This window comes from Psychrobacter sp. JCM 18902 (assembly GCF_904846615.1).
In the GTDB taxonomy this organism is placed as follows: Bacteria; Pseudomonadota; Gammaproteobacteria; order Pseudomonadales; family Moraxellaceae; genus Psychrobacter.
In genome coordinates this window covers 1,292,488-1,310,197 of the sequence record NZ_CAJHBK010000001.1, presented here as the reverse complement: position 1 = coordinate 1,310,197, position 17,710 = coordinate 1,292,488, and the positions used below count along the sequence as shown (strand labels likewise).

The 17,710-nt window shown below is 42.4% G+C and carries 13 protein-coding genes; 5 read left to right on the top strand and 8 right to left on the bottom strand.

Annotation, left to right across the window (positions count from 1 at the left end; genetic code table 11):
- Positions 1-8 precede the first annotated feature (8 nt).
- The 4 genes from JMY05_RS05340 to aspS all read right to left on the bottom strand — a co-directional run bounded on the left by JMY05_RS05340 (position 9) and on the right by aspS (position 4,970).
- Complete coding sequence (locus tag JMY05_RS05340; protein WP_201614392.1) at positions 9-1,010, bottom strand: Stealth CR1 domain-containing protein; 1,002 nt, start codon at positions 1,008-1,010, stop codon at positions 9-11.
- Between the two features lie 16 nt (positions 1,011-1,026).
- Positions 1,027-1,743 carry a glycosyltransferase gene (locus JMY05_RS05335; protein WP_404816123.1) on the bottom strand — a complete coding sequence of 239 codons (717 nt, stop codon included), beginning with the start codon at positions 1,741-1,743 and terminating at the stop codon, positions 1,027-1,029.
- Between the two features lie 373 nt (positions 1,744-2,116).
- On the bottom strand, positions 2,117-3,076 hold the full coding sequence (locus tag JMY05_RS05330) for a lysophospholipid acyltransferase family protein (RefSeq protein WP_045447823.1): 960 nt from the start codon (positions 3,074-3,076) through the stop codon (positions 2,117-2,119).
- Between the two features lie 67 nt (positions 3,077-3,143).
- Positions 3,144-4,970, bottom strand: a complete 1,827-nt coding sequence (gene aspS / locus JMY05_RS05325; protein WP_045447850.1) for an aspartate--tRNA ligase — start codon at positions 4,968-4,970, stop codon at positions 3,144-3,146.
- A gap of 368 nt (positions 4,971-5,338) precedes the next feature.
- Between aspS and sohB the strand changes: the two genes are divergently transcribed.
- From sohB to JMY05_RS05300, 5 genes are all read left to right on the top strand, one after another.
- A complete protein-coding gene (gene sohB / locus JMY05_RS05320) occupies positions 5,339-6,319 on the top strand; it encodes a protease SohB (RefSeq protein ID WP_201614390.1) in 981 nt (326 codons plus the stop codon).
- Positions 6,320-6,564: 245 nt separating this feature from the next.
- The gene (locus JMY05_RS05315) at positions 6,565-7,815 is read left to right on the top strand and encodes an acyl-CoA dehydrogenase family protein (RefSeq protein ID WP_201615360.1); all 1,251 of its coding nucleotides are present in this window, start codon (positions 6,565-6,567) and stop codon (positions 7,813-7,815) included.
- A gap of 152 nt (positions 7,816-7,967) precedes the next feature.
- Entirely contained in the window at positions 7,968-9,245 is a 1,278-nt protein-coding gene (locus JMY05_RS05310; RefSeq protein ID WP_201614388.1) for a phosphotransferase family protein, read from the top strand.
- Between the two features lie 68 nt (positions 9,246-9,313).
- The gene (locus JMY05_RS05305) at positions 9,314-10,066 is read left to right on the top strand and encodes a histidine phosphatase family protein (RefSeq protein ID WP_045447825.1); all 753 of its coding nucleotides are present in this window, start codon (positions 9,314-9,316) and stop codon (positions 10,064-10,066) included.
- 227 nt (positions 10,067-10,293) lie between these two features.
- Positions 10,294-11,163 carry an SDR family oxidoreductase gene (locus JMY05_RS05300; RefSeq protein WP_227678114.1) on the top strand — a complete coding sequence of 290 codons (870 nt, stop codon included), beginning with the start codon at positions 10,294-10,296 and terminating at the stop codon, positions 11,161-11,163.
- A gap of 126 nt (positions 11,164-11,289) precedes the next feature.
- Here the strand turns inward: JMY05_RS05300 and JMY05_RS05295 are convergent, their stop codons facing one another.
- From JMY05_RS05295 to JMY05_RS05280, 4 genes are all read right to left on the bottom strand, one after another.
- Positions 11,290-12,990: an AMP-binding protein gene (locus tag JMY05_RS05295; protein WP_201614386.1), complete on the bottom strand. Its 1,701-nt coding sequence runs from the start codon at positions 12,988-12,990 to the stop codon at positions 11,290-11,292.
- Between the two features lie 637 nt (positions 12,991-13,627).
- Positions 13,628-15,325: an AMP-binding protein gene (locus JMY05_RS05290; protein WP_045447827.1), complete on the bottom strand. Its 1,698-nt coding sequence runs from the start codon at positions 15,323-15,325 to the stop codon at positions 13,628-13,630.
- A gap of 564 nt (positions 15,326-15,889) precedes the next feature.
- Positions 15,890-16,684, bottom strand: a complete 795-nt coding sequence (locus JMY05_RS05285) for an ABC transporter permease (RefSeq protein WP_045447830.1) — start codon at positions 16,682-16,684, stop codon at positions 15,890-15,892.
- A gap of 100 nt (positions 16,685-16,784) precedes the next feature.
- A complete protein-coding gene (locus JMY05_RS05280; RefSeq protein ID WP_201614384.1) occupies positions 16,785-17,663 on the bottom strand; it encodes an ATP-binding cassette domain-containing protein in 879 nt (292 codons plus the stop codon).
- Positions 17,664-17,710: the final 47 nt, after the last annotated feature.

Below are 17,710 nucleotides of genomic sequence, written 5' to 3'. Positions count from 1 at the left end.
GATTAGTTTTATTTAGTGAGATTTAGCAATAACGATGATGGCAGATGATGGGAAAACTTCTGAATCATCGCCTCGGTAATATTGCTACGGGAGTTAGAGTCCAGCAAGTCTAAGCTTTGTATGCAGCCATATTTGACAGATTTTTTTTGCAAACCTGCTAAAAAATCCTCAACACCATTTTCATTTTTTAGATAGTTGATTGCTACGGGCGGCTTGAGACAAGCTTGTCCTTGTTGAATCTTTAGGTGATTCATTAAGGTAATGGGATTTACCTGAGCCACATCTCTAAACTTATATTGAATTTGCTCAATCAATAGCTGAGGGTTATGCAAAAGATAGTTTTTTAAAATATTCTTATCGACAATATGGGGATAGTGGTGCACTTCAAAAAACTGATTCATCCCCAAGATTTTAGCGCTGAGCATTTGAGCAATCGTATGTTTGGGTTGAACTTTTTTGCCCGATAATTTTTGTAGAGATTTTCGATATTGAAGTTTGGCTTGTAGGAGGGTGTTTTTTCGCCAATGACCATGAATGATAATCGTGTCGTCATCTAAAAAATCTGTGATAACAGCAGGTTGGTTGAAGAAAAAGTCATCATTCATGTATATAAAATAATCAGACAGGCCTGAGATATTCCATAGCATGCTTTCAATAGACCGCGTGTTAAAAGTAGGCAAAAACTGCTCATAGCCCGCAAAGAGGTCTTTATGATCGATGATACGTATCTTGTCTTTTGCACAAATATCTTGTTCAGCAAATGCTTCAATCAGTGCCGGTTGTTGTTGGTCGGTGACGATATAGATATGTCGACAGAAAGGTACGTATTTTATGATGGAGGCAATATTGTAATATATTTCATCGTTACTGGCGAAACGTGTTGAGCTGATAGCATCAGATGCCGCGCTGGTTGTTTTTTGATAACGCGCTCTCTTTTTTTTAAGCAGTGGCTCATCACCATCTACCCAAGCAATCACAATATCTATTTGCTTTTCATCATCTGCTTTCATGGTATTTCCTATGGGTTTATCGCCAATAATCTTTTAGCCAAGGGCTTGGCTTAACATGACGATACCACTTGCCGCCGCTACCATTGATGGCATCTGGCGGATTAATCTCACCATGAAAGATGACAATCTTTGCGCCATCCGGCAGAGTAGGCGCACGCACAAAGTTAAAGGGAATAGGGGCGATGCATTGGTACTTGAAGCTGACACACCATGTTTTATCCCAATACTCTAAATGATGATGCTCACGTAAATAGTTAGACAGATAAGCCTGCTCATGGCGCACTTGGGTACGAATGGTGGCAAAGTTACGCTCAAAATTTGCGAGCAAATCAGGATAAGTGTTCATGCCAATATTGAAACGATAAACAGAGCTATTACCGATCATTCGCCACGGTTTTTTCCAATCACGGATAATTACCACGCTGTCTTTGTGCTGAGCTTGATAGGTAAAAAAGGCGTCTATGTTATCAACAATAACAATGTCGATATCTAAAAATAAAGCCACACCTTTAAGACCATATAGTTCAGGTTTGAAAGTCGTGAGTTTTTTCCAACCACGCTCAGGTCCAGCAGGCAAATCCATCTTTGGAATAGGATGGCAAGTCACAGCAGGGTCGATACCGCTGCTATCATCAGTGAGGCAGATCATTTGAAAGTCTAAGGTCAAATGGCGACTGACCATATTATAAAGACGGTTGACGTACTCAGCGCCGTATTTGTCACCCCATTTCATACAGATAACATAACGCTGCTCAGCAGTGCTGCTGCGTGCATGCGTGTGGTCTGTCGATGAGGTATTGGTTACGTCAGTTGCCATAATGCACTCATATTAATATAAATAAAAAATATTTAGGGCGTGTTCTCATTTTTAACATGATGATGAAAATGAGATAAATTGTCGCCAAATGAAAAAGTAGTGCAGACAATATCGAGCTATTGACTGACTATTTGACGCTGTTTGGCAAAATTTAGCCATCTTTAATCCATTTATAGGACGATCGATTGAAATGAGAACACGCCTTAGTAACGTTTAAAGGTACAAAAGTCAGCCAATACTATCACAGCTAGGATTCACGATATCTCTAAACGTTTGGCTAATTGTAAGGTTATTGCTCATTGTCAGCGCGCGTGGTTGTATCATGAACGTTTTGATCAGCCCGCTTGTTGTCGAGAATGAATTTGGCCAAAGTTTCTTCATCAACGTTGTAAGGATTTCCTAATGTGGGAATGTGTTTGAAACGTCGATAGCCCCACATATAGTGACTGCATTTTTCTTCAATCATCTGTTGCATGGCTTGGTTAAGTGCATAAGCGGCGGTCTCGGCATGACGATCATAAAGTGCTGGATCATCAAGCTTATAACAATAGATGTCAAATCCACGACCATCGTCACGGCGAATACAAGATAAGCCGACCAAGGCGCATCTGGTTTTACTAGCAAGTTTAGAAGCAAGCGTACTGGTTAGTGTTTTAATACCAAAAAAGGGCACAACCACGCCGCCCGAAGGATCAGGAACATGATCGGGTAAGACGATACTAAAGCCACCTTGTTTGAGGGTTTTAAATATGGCTTTGACACCGCTACCATCGGTTGGTACTAAGGTCGCATTAAGCCTAGAACGCCCTTGTAGCACAAAGTTGTTGGTAATTTCGCCTTTGACAGGTTTGTACATAATGGTTGGGGAACCAAATTGATTGAGCCAAGCGTTCATCATCTCCCATGTACCGAGATGCGGCACGATAGCGAGCATGCCGTTGGCACTCGCAAGTCCTTCTAATAAAATGTCTTTATTATGAACGTCGCGAATCTGAGCGATACTCCACTCAGGTGGCATGGCCCAGCTTTTGATCGATTCAATACTGGTCAAACACTGGTGATAAATAATCTCTTTGGTTAACACTTGTTTTTGCACATCAGTCAGCTTAGGAGCAATTAACGCCATATTGATACTGACTGTACGCATGATACTCAAATGGGGTGTCTTGATAATCACCCACGCAACAAAACGTGCCAGTATCTGCAAGACAGACAATGGCACGATTTTAAAAATATGATACGGATTCATAACCATTCACACAGTGATGAATCACGTAATAAGTACTGAGAAAAATATCCGGACATCGTTAGACCATTTATTGCGCAGGTTTGTTGGTGTCAGCCTGTGCTTTTTCGCGCACACGGATACCAAGATCACGTAGCTGCTTGCTATCAACTTCAGCAGGTGCTTGAGTTAGTGGGCACTCAGCAGTTTTGGTTTTCGGGAAAGCGATAACATCACGGATAGAGTCTGCGCCTACCATGAGCATAATCAGACGATCCAAACCAAAGGCCAAGCCACCATGCGGCGGCGCACCGAATTTTAGGGCGTCAAGTAAGAAGCCAAACTTGTCTTGAGCTTCTTGCTCGCCGATACCTAAAGCATCAAGTACCGCTTGCTGCATATCAAAGGTATTGATACGTAAGCTACCACCGCCAACTTCTGTACCGTTCAATACCATATCATAAGCGATAGAAAGGGCAGATTCTGGGTTGTTTTTCAATTCATCAACAGAACCTTTAGGTTTAGTAAACGGGTGATGCATTGACGTCCAACGACCATCGTCCGTTTGCTCAAACATTGGGAAATCAGTGACCCAAAGTGGTGCCCACTGACAAGTAGTCATCTCAAGGTCTAGTCCAATTTTTTGACGTAATGCGCCGATTGCGTCATTGACGACACTGGCTTTATCCGCACCAAAGAAAATAATATCGTTGCTTTCTGCACCAGTACGCTCAATCAAGCTTACCAATACGTCATCGGTCATATTTTTGATGATAGGAGACTGAAGACCAGATTCTTGGTCAACGCCGTTGTTGATGTTGCTGGCGTCATTGACTTTGATATAAGCCAAACCACGTGCACCATAGATGCTAACGAATTTGGTATAAGCATCTATTTGCTTACGGCTTAATGAAGCGCCGCCTGGGATGCGTAGCGCAGCAACACGACCTTTAGGATCGTTAGCAGGACCGGCAAATACTTTAAAATCAACGTCTTTCATTAAATCAGCAACGTCGATGAGCTTTAATGGAATACGTAAGTCAGGCTTGTCTGAGGCATAGTCACGCATTGCTTCAGCGTACGTCATGCGTGGAAATTGCTCAAACTCAACATCCATCATGGTTTTGAATAAATGCTTAATCAAACCTTCGTTGATATTCATGATTTCTTCTTCATTTAAGAAAGAAGTCTCAATATCCACTTGGGTAAATTCAGGCTGACGGTCAGCACGTAAGTCTTCGTCACGGAAACATTTAGCGATTTGATAATAACGATCAAAACCTGACACCATCAATAACTGTTTGAATAACTGTGGTGATTGTGGCAAGGCGAAAAAGTTACCTGGGCGTGTGCGTGATGGCACAAGGTAATCGCGCGCGCCTTCTGGTGTCGCACGAGTCAAGATAGGGGTCTCAACGTCTAAGAAACCATGGTCATCTAAGTAACGACGAATGGCTGACGTGGCTTTAGCACGGAAAACCATACGCTCTTGCATTTGCGGACGGCGCATATCAAGATAGCGGTATTTTAAACGCAAGTCTTCTGATACCGTGGTTTTCTCATCATTTAATGGGAAAGGCGGTGTTTCAGATTTCGCCAATACTTCAATTTCTTTGCCTAACAGCTCAATCTGACCACTGGTCATATTATTGTTTTCAGTACCCGCGTAGCGTTGACGTACGCGACCAGTGATTTTTAGCACATATTCAGGACGTACCGCATCAGCCATTGCAAAGGCTTCTGGCGTATCAGGGTCAACGACGACCTGCAAGATACCAGCGCGGTCACGCATGTCTAAAAAAATCACGCCACCGTGATCGCGACGACGATGTACCCAGCCTACGATACTGATGGTTTGATCGATGAAGCTTTCGGTTACGGCTCCGCAATATTCGTCTCGATATTCGCTATGCGTCATAGTGCTTTGCGTCATAATATAATTATCCAGTTGTCAGCCCAATTCGAAATACAATAATGCAGCCATTGCTGTACGATTCAAGCTATCCGCTAAAAACGCACAAATAACGCGATTAAGACAAATGGTCATCACGTTGGCTACAGAAAATTTGGTGTAAACGCATATTATGCCTAATCTGCCCTTGTTATACAACCAGTGGCGTCCAATCAAAGCGTAGGAAAGTATCAGTAATGGGCGTATTTATTCAGTAACATTTGCATTGGGTTAAATATTGTCATACTGCTTGAAAATATCAGCCACTGTGCACATATTAGGCTCACTTATAAAATCTTATTCAAATTATTCTAATCATGTAAGGAATGCTACTCATGCTTTTTCACCCTGCTAAGAACCCTGTTGAGCTACAAGTTGTTCATCTAAATAAAAGCCAAGAACAACGCCGTGAAGACTTAATGGAGGCAACTCAAGGTAAAGCCGCGCTTAAGCAATTCAAAAAAGTAATGGCTAAGAAAGCCAAGCAAGCATTGAAGGCAAAAAGCAAAAATAAGAAAAAAAACAGTGATAATAAATCACAAGTTTTCGTTCTCGACTTTGACGGTGATATCAAAGCCACGGCAGTTAAACATTTACGCGAAGAAATCAGCACATTAATCAGCAGCGCAAATAAAGGTGATGAAGTCGTGGTACGTCTTGAATCAGGTGGCGGCTTGGTTCATGGTTATGGTTTGGCAGCAGCACAATTGGCACGTCTAAAAGAGGCTGGTTTAAAACTAACAGTCTGTGTCGATAAAGTCGCGGCCAGTGGCGGTTATATGATGGCGTGTGTGGCGGATAATGTAGTGGCTGCGCCCTTTGCCATTATTGGCTCAATCGGTGTGGTATCACAGTTGCCAAACTTTCATAAATGGCTAAAAAATCATGACGTCGATTATGAGATGTTTACCGCTGGTGACTATAAGCGTACCGTTACTATGTTTGGTGAAAATGACGCTGACGACCGTGCCAAATACCAAGAAGAGCTGGAACAAACGCACGAATTGTTCAAACATTTCGTCAACACGTATCGTCCAGCATTGGATGTCGCGAAAGTGGCAACAGGTGAGCATTGGTATGGCGAAGATGCGCTAAAATTGAATTTAATTGACAGTCTGCAAACCTCAGACAGCTATATTTTAGAGCGTATGGAAGACAATGAAGTCTATGCGCTGCATTCACGTCAAAAACCAACGCTGGCCGAGAAGTTGGGATTATCACAAGCTGCCGAAGCAACGGTGAATATGGCGATTGACAAGCTGCCAGATGCGCTAGCACGTTTTGATTTTAATAGCCGTTTAAATATCCTAAAGTAGTTTTTAATTTTCCACTCTAAATAGAAGCATTGTTTGTATTTTGTAAAAGGCGTGTCCTAGCGGGTCGCGCCTTTTTGCTGTTTATTCATAAATGCTGTGTTATAAATGTGGCATACAGAACAGAGTATACGCACGTACACTATAAAATTAGCATTGGGCTTTTTATAAAAGTTTTATGTGAACGTGATGAAAACCATTAACCATCAGCAAGGAAAAGGATGCCAGCTATGTCTGAAAATACATTGATGTTTACCGCCACCGAACATGGTCAAGCCATGCATGCCAAAGTCAAAACATTTATCGAAACCCATATTGAGCCAATAGAAGCGCAGTTTTGGGCGGATTGTCATGCGCAAAACCCAGACGGTAATTGGAAAAATTGGCAATGGCCAGAAAAGTATGAGAGTTTACGTAAACAAGCACGCGAAGCCGGTCTATGGAATTTGTTTTTGCCAGATGACACGCTAGGGGCAGGGCTGTCGGTGACCGATTATGCACCGATTGCCGAGCTCACTGGACGCAGTTTATTAGCGCCTTATGTGTTTAACTGTAATGCCCCCGATAGCGGCAATATGGAGCTGTTATGGCGCTATGGTTCTGAGGAGCAGCAAGACAAATGGCTCACACCAATCTTAGAAGGTAGAACGCGTTCGGTATTTTGTATGACTGAGCCTGATGTCGCCTCTAGTGATGCGACCAATATGCAAGCGACAGCTGTGGTTGATGGCGATGAGATTATTATCAATGGCAGTAAATGGTGGTCATCGGGTCTTGGTGACCCTGCGGTCGATATTTTGATTGTGATGGCGTATACGCCTGATGAGAATAAAGACCGTCATCATCAGCATTCGATGGTATTGGTTCCAGCAAAAACTGCAGGCGTCAATATCGAGCGCATGCTCAAAGTCTTTGGCGATTATGATGCGCCGCACGGCCATGGTGAAGTCAGCTTTGATAATGTACGTGTGCCTGTCAGTCACTTTATCGGTGGAGCCGGTATGGGCTTTGAGATTGCGCAAGGTCGCCTAGGACCAGGTCGTATTCACCATTGCATGCGTTGTATTGGCGCTGCCGAAAAGTCGCTAGAGCTGGCTGTTAAGCGCGGCATGGAGCGTACCGCTTTTGGCAAGCCATTATTACAACTGGGTGGTAACTTTGAGCGTATCGCTGAGGCGCGTATTAAGATTGACCAAGCGCGTTTATTGACGTTATATGCAGCGCAAAAAATGGACGCGCAAGGTACAAAAGCAGCATTGACTGAAATCTCTGCGATTAAGGTTGTTGCACCGACGGTATTACAAGAAGTGGTCGATATGGCGATTCAGATTCATGGTGGCATGGGCGTTTGCCAAGATACCATGTTGCCGTCATTTTATGCGCAAGCTCGAGCGCTACGTCTGGCTGACGGTCCTGATGAAGTACATAAAACGATGATTGCTAAGTTAGAATTAAAGCGTCAGGGTTTTATTCGTCCTTCTAAATCTGGTAAATCCTAAATTTAGTTATTCATAAACTTATAGAAATTGATTTAAATGAGCATTTGCTTGAATTAATTTCTCATTGAAATTCACTATTACACCGTTAATAGTGAATTTCCAGCCCTATATCCATCGATAAACATAATTGAGCACACGATAAGGAATGTCATATGGCAACTGCTAATCAAAGCAACACTACCGTCAAAGAAGTAGCTAATAAAATCTTAGATAAAGGCGGCGAGGTTCGTGAGGGCGAAGAGCTTGATGCCAAAGCGGTCAGCTCATGGCTACGTGATCAGGGTGTGGATATAAAAGGCGAACCTACCGTTACTCAATTTTCAGGTGGCGCATCAAACTGGACCTATCGTTTGCAATATGAAGGCGAAGGTAAAAGCCAAGATTTAATTTTACGCCGTCCACCAAAAGGCACCAAAGCAAAATCAGCACACGACATGGTGCGCGAATATACGGTTCAAAAATCCTTAAAAGATGCTTATCCTTATGTACCTAAAATGGTCGCGCTATGTACGGATGAGTCCGTCATCGGTGCCGACTTTTATGTCATGGAGCGTATGGAAGGTATCATTCCTCGTGCCAATTTGCCAAAAGGCATCGATTTAAATGAAGAGCAAACCCGTGCATTATGTACCAATGTCATCGATGCTTTGATTGAATTGCATCAAGTCGATTATAAAGCGCATCCTGATTTGGTCAATCTTGGACGCGGTGAAGGTTATTGCGAGCGCCAAGTGGCAGGTTGGAACAAGCGTTATGTCAAAGCCAAAACCCCTAATGTTCCAAGCTTTGCCTTGGTTCGTCAGTGGCTTGGTAAGCATACGCCTGCTGATAGTAAGACTTGCCTCATTCATAACGATTGGCGCTTTGATAATGTAATTTTGGATGCAGCAGATCCGACCAAGGTGATCGGCGTACTCGACTGGGAAATGGCGACCTTGGGCGATCCTTTGATGGATTTGGGCAGCGCATTGGCGTATTGGATTGAAGAAGATGACAACATCATTATGCAGCAGTCACGCCGTCAGCCCACCCATTTAAAAGGCATGATGACTCGCAATGAGGTGGTTGCTTATTATCTTGAGCAGACAGGCCTAGAGATAGACAACTGGACGTTTTATGAAGTGTTTGGGCTATTCCGTCTAGCGGGTATCGTTCAGCAGATTTATTACCGCTACTATCATAAACAAACGACCAATCCAGCCTTTAAAAATTTCTGGATTATTGTGCACGTGTTACATGCCAAATGTCTTAAACTGATTGCTCAATATGAAGGTGAGATTTTGTTTACTAGCCGAGTACAGCCGCATTTGCAAGATATGGGTGTTGATGCTGCGATGATTGAGCAGTTGCCAAGTCCTATACAGGCTGTTATTAAAGGTATCTTACCAAAGAGCTATTTTGGACAAAACGCACCTAAAGCTGAAGAGTAAGCAGTTTAAAAATTAAAAATCTAGGGCGTTTAAAAATTATAAAAGTGCGATTAACAAGGCAATATTTTATGACAACCATACTTTTGGCCCGTCATGGTCAAGCGTCATTTGGACAAGAGAATTACGATCAACTCTCAGAGCTGGGTGGCAAGCAAGCGCAGATGCTAGGTCAGCATTACGCGACGACTCAGCGTCGAATCGATGCGATTTTTACTGGTAGTTTGGTTAGGCAGCAAGACTCTGCACATCATTTTTGGCAGCGTTATCAGTCATTTTTTGATAGCGATATCTCTAGTAAGCCTGCGATCGATATAAGTGCGCCGGATAGCTATGTACTGCCACAATTTGATGAATTTAATCATAAAGACGTGTTTATAAAGTCTAATCCTGCTTTCATGAGTAAAGGTGCTATTGCGGCTGAGATTGCGCAAGCAGAAGTGCCATCTATGCGTTTGGCGGAGCTGTTTGATGCTGCGATGCAGCGCTGGCATGCAGGTGACAATGACATTGATTATATTGAGAGCTGGTCACAATTTAATGAGCGGGCAAAACAAGCGCTTGAGCAAGTGCGTTTGCAAGTGGCTAATCTGAATTTAGAGCGTGATAGTACGGTGCTGGTGTTTACTTCGGGCGGCATTATTTCGGCTATTACCGCGCAGTTATTACAACAAGGCAGTCAGACTGCGTATCAAATTAATAAAAGCTTGGTTAATACGGGCGTGACGTCTATTACTTTAGAAGCGCAGAGTACACGGCTATTGTCTTTAAATGAATACAGTCACTTATTTGCTGATGGCAAACGCTTCGTGACGTGGCGATAACATAGCATGTGATAGCCGGTGAGATATCAAGGTCATAATTAAGCCGTGATTAACATCAGGATAAAATGGCTGCTCTAAACACGTAGCCGATTTTTATGTTATTAGAATCAGTTATGATAACTGTTGAGTACTTTTTGTGTATTTTTATAACAGACAAGCCGCACTTATCAATTTGCGATATTATAGACTGTCAGCTTCATATAATATGGATGTAAACAGGACGTTCTATGCAAAATAAATTGATCAATTTAGTCACCAAAAGCGCTAAACAAAGTAAAAATCAGCTATTTAGCGCGATTCAGCCTGCGCGCTATCTAAAAGGTTTAAATAAGCAGCAGATTGGTCGTGGTAAAACAGTATTAATCACGGGTGCCAGCTCAGGACTGGGCGAAGGCATGGCAAGATTGTTTGCCAAGCTTGGCTATAATTTAGCGATTTGCGCGCGTCGTACCGACCGTCTAGGAAGTCTACAAGCAGAGTTGATGGCAGCGTATCCTGATATTCGTGTTGAATATCGAGCATTAGATGTCAGCGACTATGATGCCATATTCGATGTATTTGATGCGTTCGCAACTGACTTTGGTCATATCGATCGTGTGGTGGTCAATGCGGGCGTCGGGGATAGTCGCCGTATTGGTAAAGGGCGCTTCGATACCAACCGACGCACCGTTGAGATTAACTTTGTCTCTGCGCTCGCGCAATGTGAAGCAGCGATGAATATATTCCGCGCACAAAACAGCGGTCATCTGGTGGTGATATCAAGCATGTCAGCAATGCGTGGACTGCCTAAGCATTTGACCGCTTATGGCGCAAGTAAGGCGGGTCTGGCTCATCTGGCAGAAGGCATTCGTGCTGATATGTTATTAACCAAATTGCCCATTAAAGTCTCGACCATTTATCCAGGTTATATCCGTACTGAAATTAATGCAAATGCCAAACCATTACCGTTTGAAGTGGATGCAGATATGGGCACCAAATCCATCGTTGCAGCGATTGAGGCTGGAGTCGATGAAGCTTGTGTACCAAGTCTACCGTGGTCTATTGTCGGTCAAGCAATGAAGCATTTACCATTGCAAGTGGTTAATAAAGTTAATTAGTAACTAGTTGACTTCATTGCTTTGGTATCAACAGCAATGAAGTCAAAAAGAAGACAATAAAAAACCCTCAGCATTAAGGTTGAGGGTTTTTTATTGTCTTCTTTTTAAAAATCTAAAATCTATGCACTACAAGGTTTGAGGGTTATCGGACAGATGCTTTTCACGTAGCTTTTGACGCAATATTTTACCCACATTACTCTTTGGCAACTCGCTTACGAATTCGATATGACGTGGGCATTTATAACCAGTCAAATTGTCCAAAGCAAATTCTTTAATATCACTCTTGGTAACATTATTATCAGCAGGGACGATATAAATTTTGACTGCTTCGCCTTGGTGGTCATCAGGAATACCAATCACTGCGCAATCAATGATGCCTTTATAATCTAGCATGACTGACTCGATTTCATTTGGGAAGACGTTAAAGCCTGAAACCAAAATCATATCTTTTTTGCGATCAAGTAAAGTGATATAGCCCCGTTCATCCATACTGATGATATCGCCAGTACGGAAGTAACCATCACTGGTAAAGTCATTGCTATTGTCTTTATTAAAATAGCCTGAAGTGATGTTTGGGCCTTTAATGCACATCTCGCCAGCTTGATGTAAGCCGACACGATTACCTTCATCATCAACGACAATGATATCTACGCTAGGGACTGGTATACCAATCGTACCGTTAAATTTGCGATCAGTGATGACGTTAGCCGTACCAGCTGCAACCCCTTCAGTCATCCCCCAACCTTCGACCATCGGGCAACCAGTGACTTCTAACCAGCGAGCAGCTGTTTGTTCAGTTGCTGCCATACCACCTGCTTGTGAGATGCGTAGCGAGCTAAAGTCCAAATCTTTAAAGGTTGGTTGGTCAAGTAAGCCTTTAAATAAAGTATTCACCGCTGGCAATATATGGAACGGCTGTTTTGACAGCGTTTTAACAAAGCCCGGCATATCGCGTGGGTTAGGAATCAAGATAAAGGTGTAACCTGAGCGCATGCCTAACAGAGTCAGCATAAAGGCAAAAATATGATAAAGCGGTAACGCCATTACCATGTTGATATAGACCTCATTAATATCTGAGGTGATAGGGCGGTACCAAGCTTCTGACTGCATCGCAGCGGCGACGACGTTACGCTGAGTCAAAACAGCACCTTTCGACAAACCAGTCGTTCCACCAGTATATTGCAAAATTGCTTTTTGTTGCAGTGTGGTTTTTGGTGATTGGATAGGCAAATTTTTGCCTTTCTTCAGTACATCAGGAAACTTGGTCACATCGTATTTAGGGTCATTCAGGTTATATTTAGGCACTAAGCGTTTGACCTGACGGATAACCGTATTGACCAAAATCCCCTTTAGCCCCATCATGTCGCCCATTTTTGAGAGGACAATACGCTTGATGTCAGTTTCTTCAATGACTTGTTCAAGTGCTTGAGCAAAGTTATCAACCACAAAAATAACTTGAGCACCAGAATCATTTAATTGATGGCGCAGCTCACGACCGGTATACAGTGGGTTCACTGGTGTACACACATAACCCGCTCGCAAAATACCAATCATCGTTGGCAGATATTGCGGCACGTTGGGCATCATGAGTGCAACGACACTGCCTTTAGGAATGCCTTGCGCTTGTAACCATGCAGCAACGGCAAGTGAGGCTTTATCCACATCACCATAAGTATGAGTGACACCCATACAAATAGTCATAGGATGCATACGAAAACGATTGAAACATTCCTCATACAGCTCTATGAGGCTCTCATATTGATCAGGACTAATGGTCTTGGGTACGTTTTCTGGATATTGCGCCAGCCAAGGCTTATCTACTGTCATACTTAGCGTCCTTAAATGTTGTGATACGTTAAGGTTCTATAAAAGAGTAGTCACATCCTTGTCAACAATATAAATCATCGCCTTGAGAGCAATGGATTGTCGCGTGCTATCCTATCGATTCACAGACTGCTAAAATACGGTGACCTTTATATAAATTATTTAACTACAAGCTCATTTCACTATAAAAAGCAGTGGTCTAAATACAGTAAACAGCTGGTTACTATTATCCTTACTAAGAAAAGCACCACTTGCTCATAAACTGATCTGAATTGAACGACTATCGACTCACACTAATAAAAAATAGCGTGACTTATTTTGGCAACACATTAACATAACTACAATTGATATTGTTATTTTTATACAAGAACTTGATAGTTTATAATTAAGTTTGATAAAGCAAAAAATATATGTTGTAACAGCATAGAGGATAAGCGGTTAGCAACAAGGTGCGAACGGCATTTTCCTTGGAAATTTGTGAATCATTATACGAATCATCTATTTTGTAAAAAAAGTTGTTACGTAAAAGCATTAACATTATAGTTACAAAGGAATAATTTTCTGTATAAGAATGATAGATTCACATAAAAAAAGCGCTCTACATATGATGTAAAACGCTTTTTGATAATGATTTATTTATTTACAATTGTGGGTTGTCCGACATATGCTTTTCACGCAGTTTTTGACGTAATACTTTACCCACATTACTCTTTGGCAACTCGCTGACAAATTCGATATGACGCGGGCATTTATAGCCAGTCATATTGTCCAAAGCAAATTCTTTAATGACTTCCTTGGTGACATTGTTATCGGCAGGAACAATATAAATTTTGACTGCTTCACCTTGATGCTCATCGGGAATGCCGATCACCGCACAATCAATAATACCATCACAATCTAGCATCACTGATTCAACCTCATTTGGGAAGACATTGAAGCCTGAAACCAAAATCATGTCTTTTTTGCGGTCTAATAATCTAAAGTATCCTTTTTCATCCATGCTGACGATATCGCCAGTGCGAAAGTAGCCATCTGCCGTAAAGTCATCACTACTGTCTCTGTTAAGATAACCTGAGGTTACGTTAGGACCTTTTACACACATCTCACCAGCTTCGTTGACACCAACGCGCTTGCCTTCATCATCGATGACAATGACATCGACACTAGGAACAGGGACGCCAATTGTACCGTTAAACTTGCGATCAGTGATGACGTTAGCGGTACCTACAGCGACACCTTCTGTCATACCCCAACCTTCAATCATAGCGCAACCAGTGACTTCTAACCAGCGTGCCGCTGTCTGCTCAGTTGCTGCCATGCCACCTGCTTGTGAGATGCGTAGTGAGCTAAAGTCTAACTCTTTAAAGTTTGGATGATCAAGTAGGCCTTTAAACAAGGTATTCACCGCTGGCAATATATGGAACGGCTGTTTTGACAGCGTTTTAATAAATCCTGGTATATCACGTGGATTAGGTATCAAGATAAAAGTGTAGCCTGAGCGCATGCCGAGTAGACTGAGCATAAAGGCAAAAATATGATATAGCGGTAACGCCATCACCATATTGATATAGACCTCATTAATCTCTGACGTAATCGGTTTGGTCCATGCTTCTGATTGCATCGCAGCGGCGACGATATTGCGCTGCGTTAAGATAGCCCCTTTAGATAGTCCTGTTGTGCCACCTGTATACTGTAAAAATGCTTTTTGATCTAATTGCATTTTTGGTTTGTGGAACGGCAGGCTTTTGCCTTTCTTCAGCACATCAGGAAACTTGGTCACTTCGTGTTTAGGATCATTCAACTTGTACTTAGGCACTAAGCGTTTGACCTGACGAATGATGGTATTTACTAAGATACCTTTTAAGCCCATCATGTCGCCCATTTTCGAGAGGACAATACGCTTAATATTGGTCTCGTCAATGACTTGTTCGAGCGCTTGAGCAAAGTTATCAACCACAAAAATAACCTGAGCACCCGAGTCGTTCAACTGATGGCGCAGCTCACGACCAGTATACAGTGGGTTAACTGGGGTACACACATAACCCGCCCGCAAAATACCAATCATCGTTGGCAGATATTGCGGCACGTTTGGCATCATAAGTGCAACCACACTGCCTTGAGGCAGCCCCTGCGCCTGCAACCATGCAGCAACGGCAAGTGAAACTTTATCAACATCATCGTAGGTATGGGTCACGCCCATACAGATACTCATAGGGTGCAGACGAAAGCGCTCAAAGCATTCTTCGTACAGCTCCATGATGCTGCTATATCTATCGGGGTTGATAGTTTTTGGTACACCATTAGGATAATGGGCAAGCCAAGGTTTATTCGGCGTCATAGTCAGCGTCCTTGAAGTTTAAAATAGGGTGAATTCTGTCGTAAAGCAGTCATATCCGTGTCAATAAAACACATCAGCGCTGACGTAAACCGTTTGCCGCTGAGCGTGATAATATCCTTATCTATTGACTGGCTGCTAGGTTTTATTGCTATCGTACAAAACGACTTAATCATTATTAAAGGATAATGACGTCAATTGAACGAAAAGATCGCTTAATTGTAAAAGCATTTTTGCTCTTAAATAAGCTCTACCTGTTATCTAACACTAAGGTATCAGAAAATAATGATACATTTAAGCAATACAGTAGCATGAATATCATCAAATACTATACTAGTATGAAATACTGAGCAGTGCATAAATAAAGCTGAAAAATATGATTTTTATGGAATTTCAAGTGATTAGATAGATGCGCTGTTTGTCACTTAAGATACGCTATTCGCCGCTTAATAAGTATAGAAATGAATGAGTATAGAAGAATGAGTGAAACAAAAAAATTATCATAGCCAACATCAATATATCAACTATAGATTTGTCAGCACTCCAACTGAATGCAGTTATGCCCAATTATTCAGGTAATATCAGTTGCTTGTTTTGATTAAAAAAGCGTCGATAAATGAGTAAAGCGCTGATCGTACAGCCGAGCGTACTGCTCACACATATCAAAAACATAGTGACTATCTGATAGCGAATCGCTTGAGTGGGGTCAGCGCCAGCCAATATTTGACCCGTCATCATTCCGGGCAAGCTAACGATACCGACGACTAGCATAGAGTTCAGCGTTGGAGTCATGCCATTGACAATGGCGGCGCGTATTGGTTCATGCACTGCTTCAAATGGGCGAGCAGATAGGCTGAGCATCATCTCTATACGTCCTTGTTGCTCATGAAAGGATTCAATCAACTGGTTGCTGGTCAATGAGATAGCGGTGAGCGAATTGCCCAATATTAGCCCCAATATAGGAATAACGAATTGCGGTGTGTACCAAGGCTGTACCTTTAAAATAATCATGATGGCTATCGCAGTGACTAATATAGCCGAAGCGCTTACTGCCAGCAAAGTGTCAGTTAACAAACTTTTATAGCTACGTTTGACGCGATTTTTGGCAGCAGCGCCTGCAATCAAGGTCATGATGGTCAAAATTAACAGGACTTCATACCACTGTTCACGAGCAAAAATCCATGCCAATATTAAACCGATAAAACTAAGCTGGAGCACCGTGCGGATAGCCGCGATTAACAGCGTTTTGGTCAGCTGTAAGCGTAGCCGCCAAGAGATAATAAGAACGATGATAATTAAGCTGCTGGCAAGGGCAATATCACCGTAAGTTAAAAATACTTGTATGTCATCTGTACCGCTCATAGTGGCTCACTATATAAAATGACGAATATAAGATAGACGTTAATACGAATTTGTTAAGAAAAGTCATTTTAAAGAGTGACATGACAGGTTTAAATCAACGTTAGAATATCTCAGTTAATAGCCCTGCTTGCATCTGCCAATGCTGATCGGCTAATGGCATGATGTCTTGTGTATCGTGAGTTACCCACAGTAATGTACGCTGCTTATCTGCCTTTAACCAGTTCATGAGTAGATTGACGAGCTGGGCTGATGTGTCACTATCTAGAGCCGCAGTAGGCTCATCTAGTAATAACACCCGTGGGTTCAGTTGTAAGAGGCGTAACGTGTTGACCAGTTGCCGCTCGCCGCCCGATAGATGATAGGCATCTTGCTGTAAAAAGTCAGCGCTGCGTTGCAATTGCTCAAGCTGTGCGATATGCCAGTCGATATCAAAATCAAGGTGCTGATGCGCTTGTAGCTGATAAGGCATTTGCAAGTTCTCAAGCACACTGCCTTCTAATAATTGTGGGTGCTGGGCGAGTAGGGCAACGTGCGTGCGCCACTGTATCGGTGCAGTATCATGGATACTACAATAAGCACTACTGGTTGATTGGTCATCAGAGCGCAAACGAACATTGCCACCGCTCATGGGCAGTAGTCCAGCCACTACCCGTAATAATACCGATTTACCACTACCAGAAGCGCCTGTTAACACGGTTACTTGACCTGCTAACAGCTTGCCTGTGGCGCCATCGATTAATAATCGTTGATGAGCAGGTATGATTGGCTGAGAGACAGTGTTTGGTCTTAGTTTGCTGATCCATCTTTGATAAATGGTAGATAGCGCAGATGTTGTGGCTTCTATGGCTTCCATATTTTTGTTATTAATACTTTTATCGCCAACCTTGTTATCATTATAGGCAGGTATGCTGGCTGTACGTTTACTATGTACCTGAATATTCTCGAATATCAGTATCGGTTTATTATTATGAAGATGCATAAGTCATTATCGCCAATTATTCAGCCACTAAATATCCAATCATTAAG

Bases quoted from the DNA above. Each gene is read 5' to 3' on its own strand.
- JMY05_RS05315 (WP_201615360.1), top strand. From the start codon at position 6,565: ATGTTTACCGCCACCGAACATGGTCAAGCCATGCATGCCAAAGTCAAA.
- JMY05_RS05310 (WP_201614388.1), top strand. From the start codon at position 7,968: ATGGCAACTGCTAATCAAAGCAACACTACCGTCAAAGAAGTAGCTAAT.
- JMY05_RS05335 (WP_404816123.1), bottom strand. From the start codon at position 1,743: ATGAAATGGGGTGACAAATACGGCGCTGAGTACGTCAACCGTCTTTAT.
- JMY05_RS05280 (WP_201614384.1), bottom strand. From the start codon at position 17,663: ATGCATCTTCATAATAATAAACCGATACTGATATTCGAGAATATTCAG.
- JMY05_RS05340 (WP_201614392.1), bottom strand. From the start codon at position 1,010: ATGAAAGCAGATGATGAAAAGCAAATAGATATTGTGATTGCTTGGGTA.
- JMY05_RS05285 (WP_045447830.1), bottom strand. From the start codon at position 16,684: ATGAGCGGTACAGATGACATACAAGTATTTTTAACTTACGGTGATATT.
- sohB (WP_201614390.1), top strand. From the start codon at position 5,339: ATGCTTTTTCACCCTGCTAAGAACCCTGTTGAGCTACAAGTTGTTCAT.
- JMY05_RS05300 (WP_227678114.1), top strand. From the start codon at position 10,294: ATGCAAAATAAATTGATCAATTTAGTCACCAAAAGCGCTAAACAAAGT.
- JMY05_RS05330 (WP_045447823.1), bottom strand. From the start codon at position 3,076: ATGAATCCGTATCATATTTTTAAAATCGTGCCATTGTCTGTCTTGCAG.
- JMY05_RS05290 (WP_045447827.1), bottom strand. From the start codon at position 15,325: ATGACGCCGAATAAACCTTGGCTTGCCCATTATCCTAATGGTGTACCA.
- aspS (WP_045447850.1), bottom strand. From the start codon at position 4,970: ATGACGCATAGCGAATATCGAGACGAATATTGCGGAGCCGTAACCGAA.
- JMY05_RS05295 (WP_201614386.1), bottom strand. From the start codon at position 12,990: ATGACAGTAGATAAGCCTTGGCTGGCGCAATATCCAGAAAACGTACCC.
- JMY05_RS05305 (WP_045447825.1), top strand. From the start codon at position 9,314: ATGACAACCATACTTTTGGCCCGTCATGGTCAAGCGTCATTTGGACAA.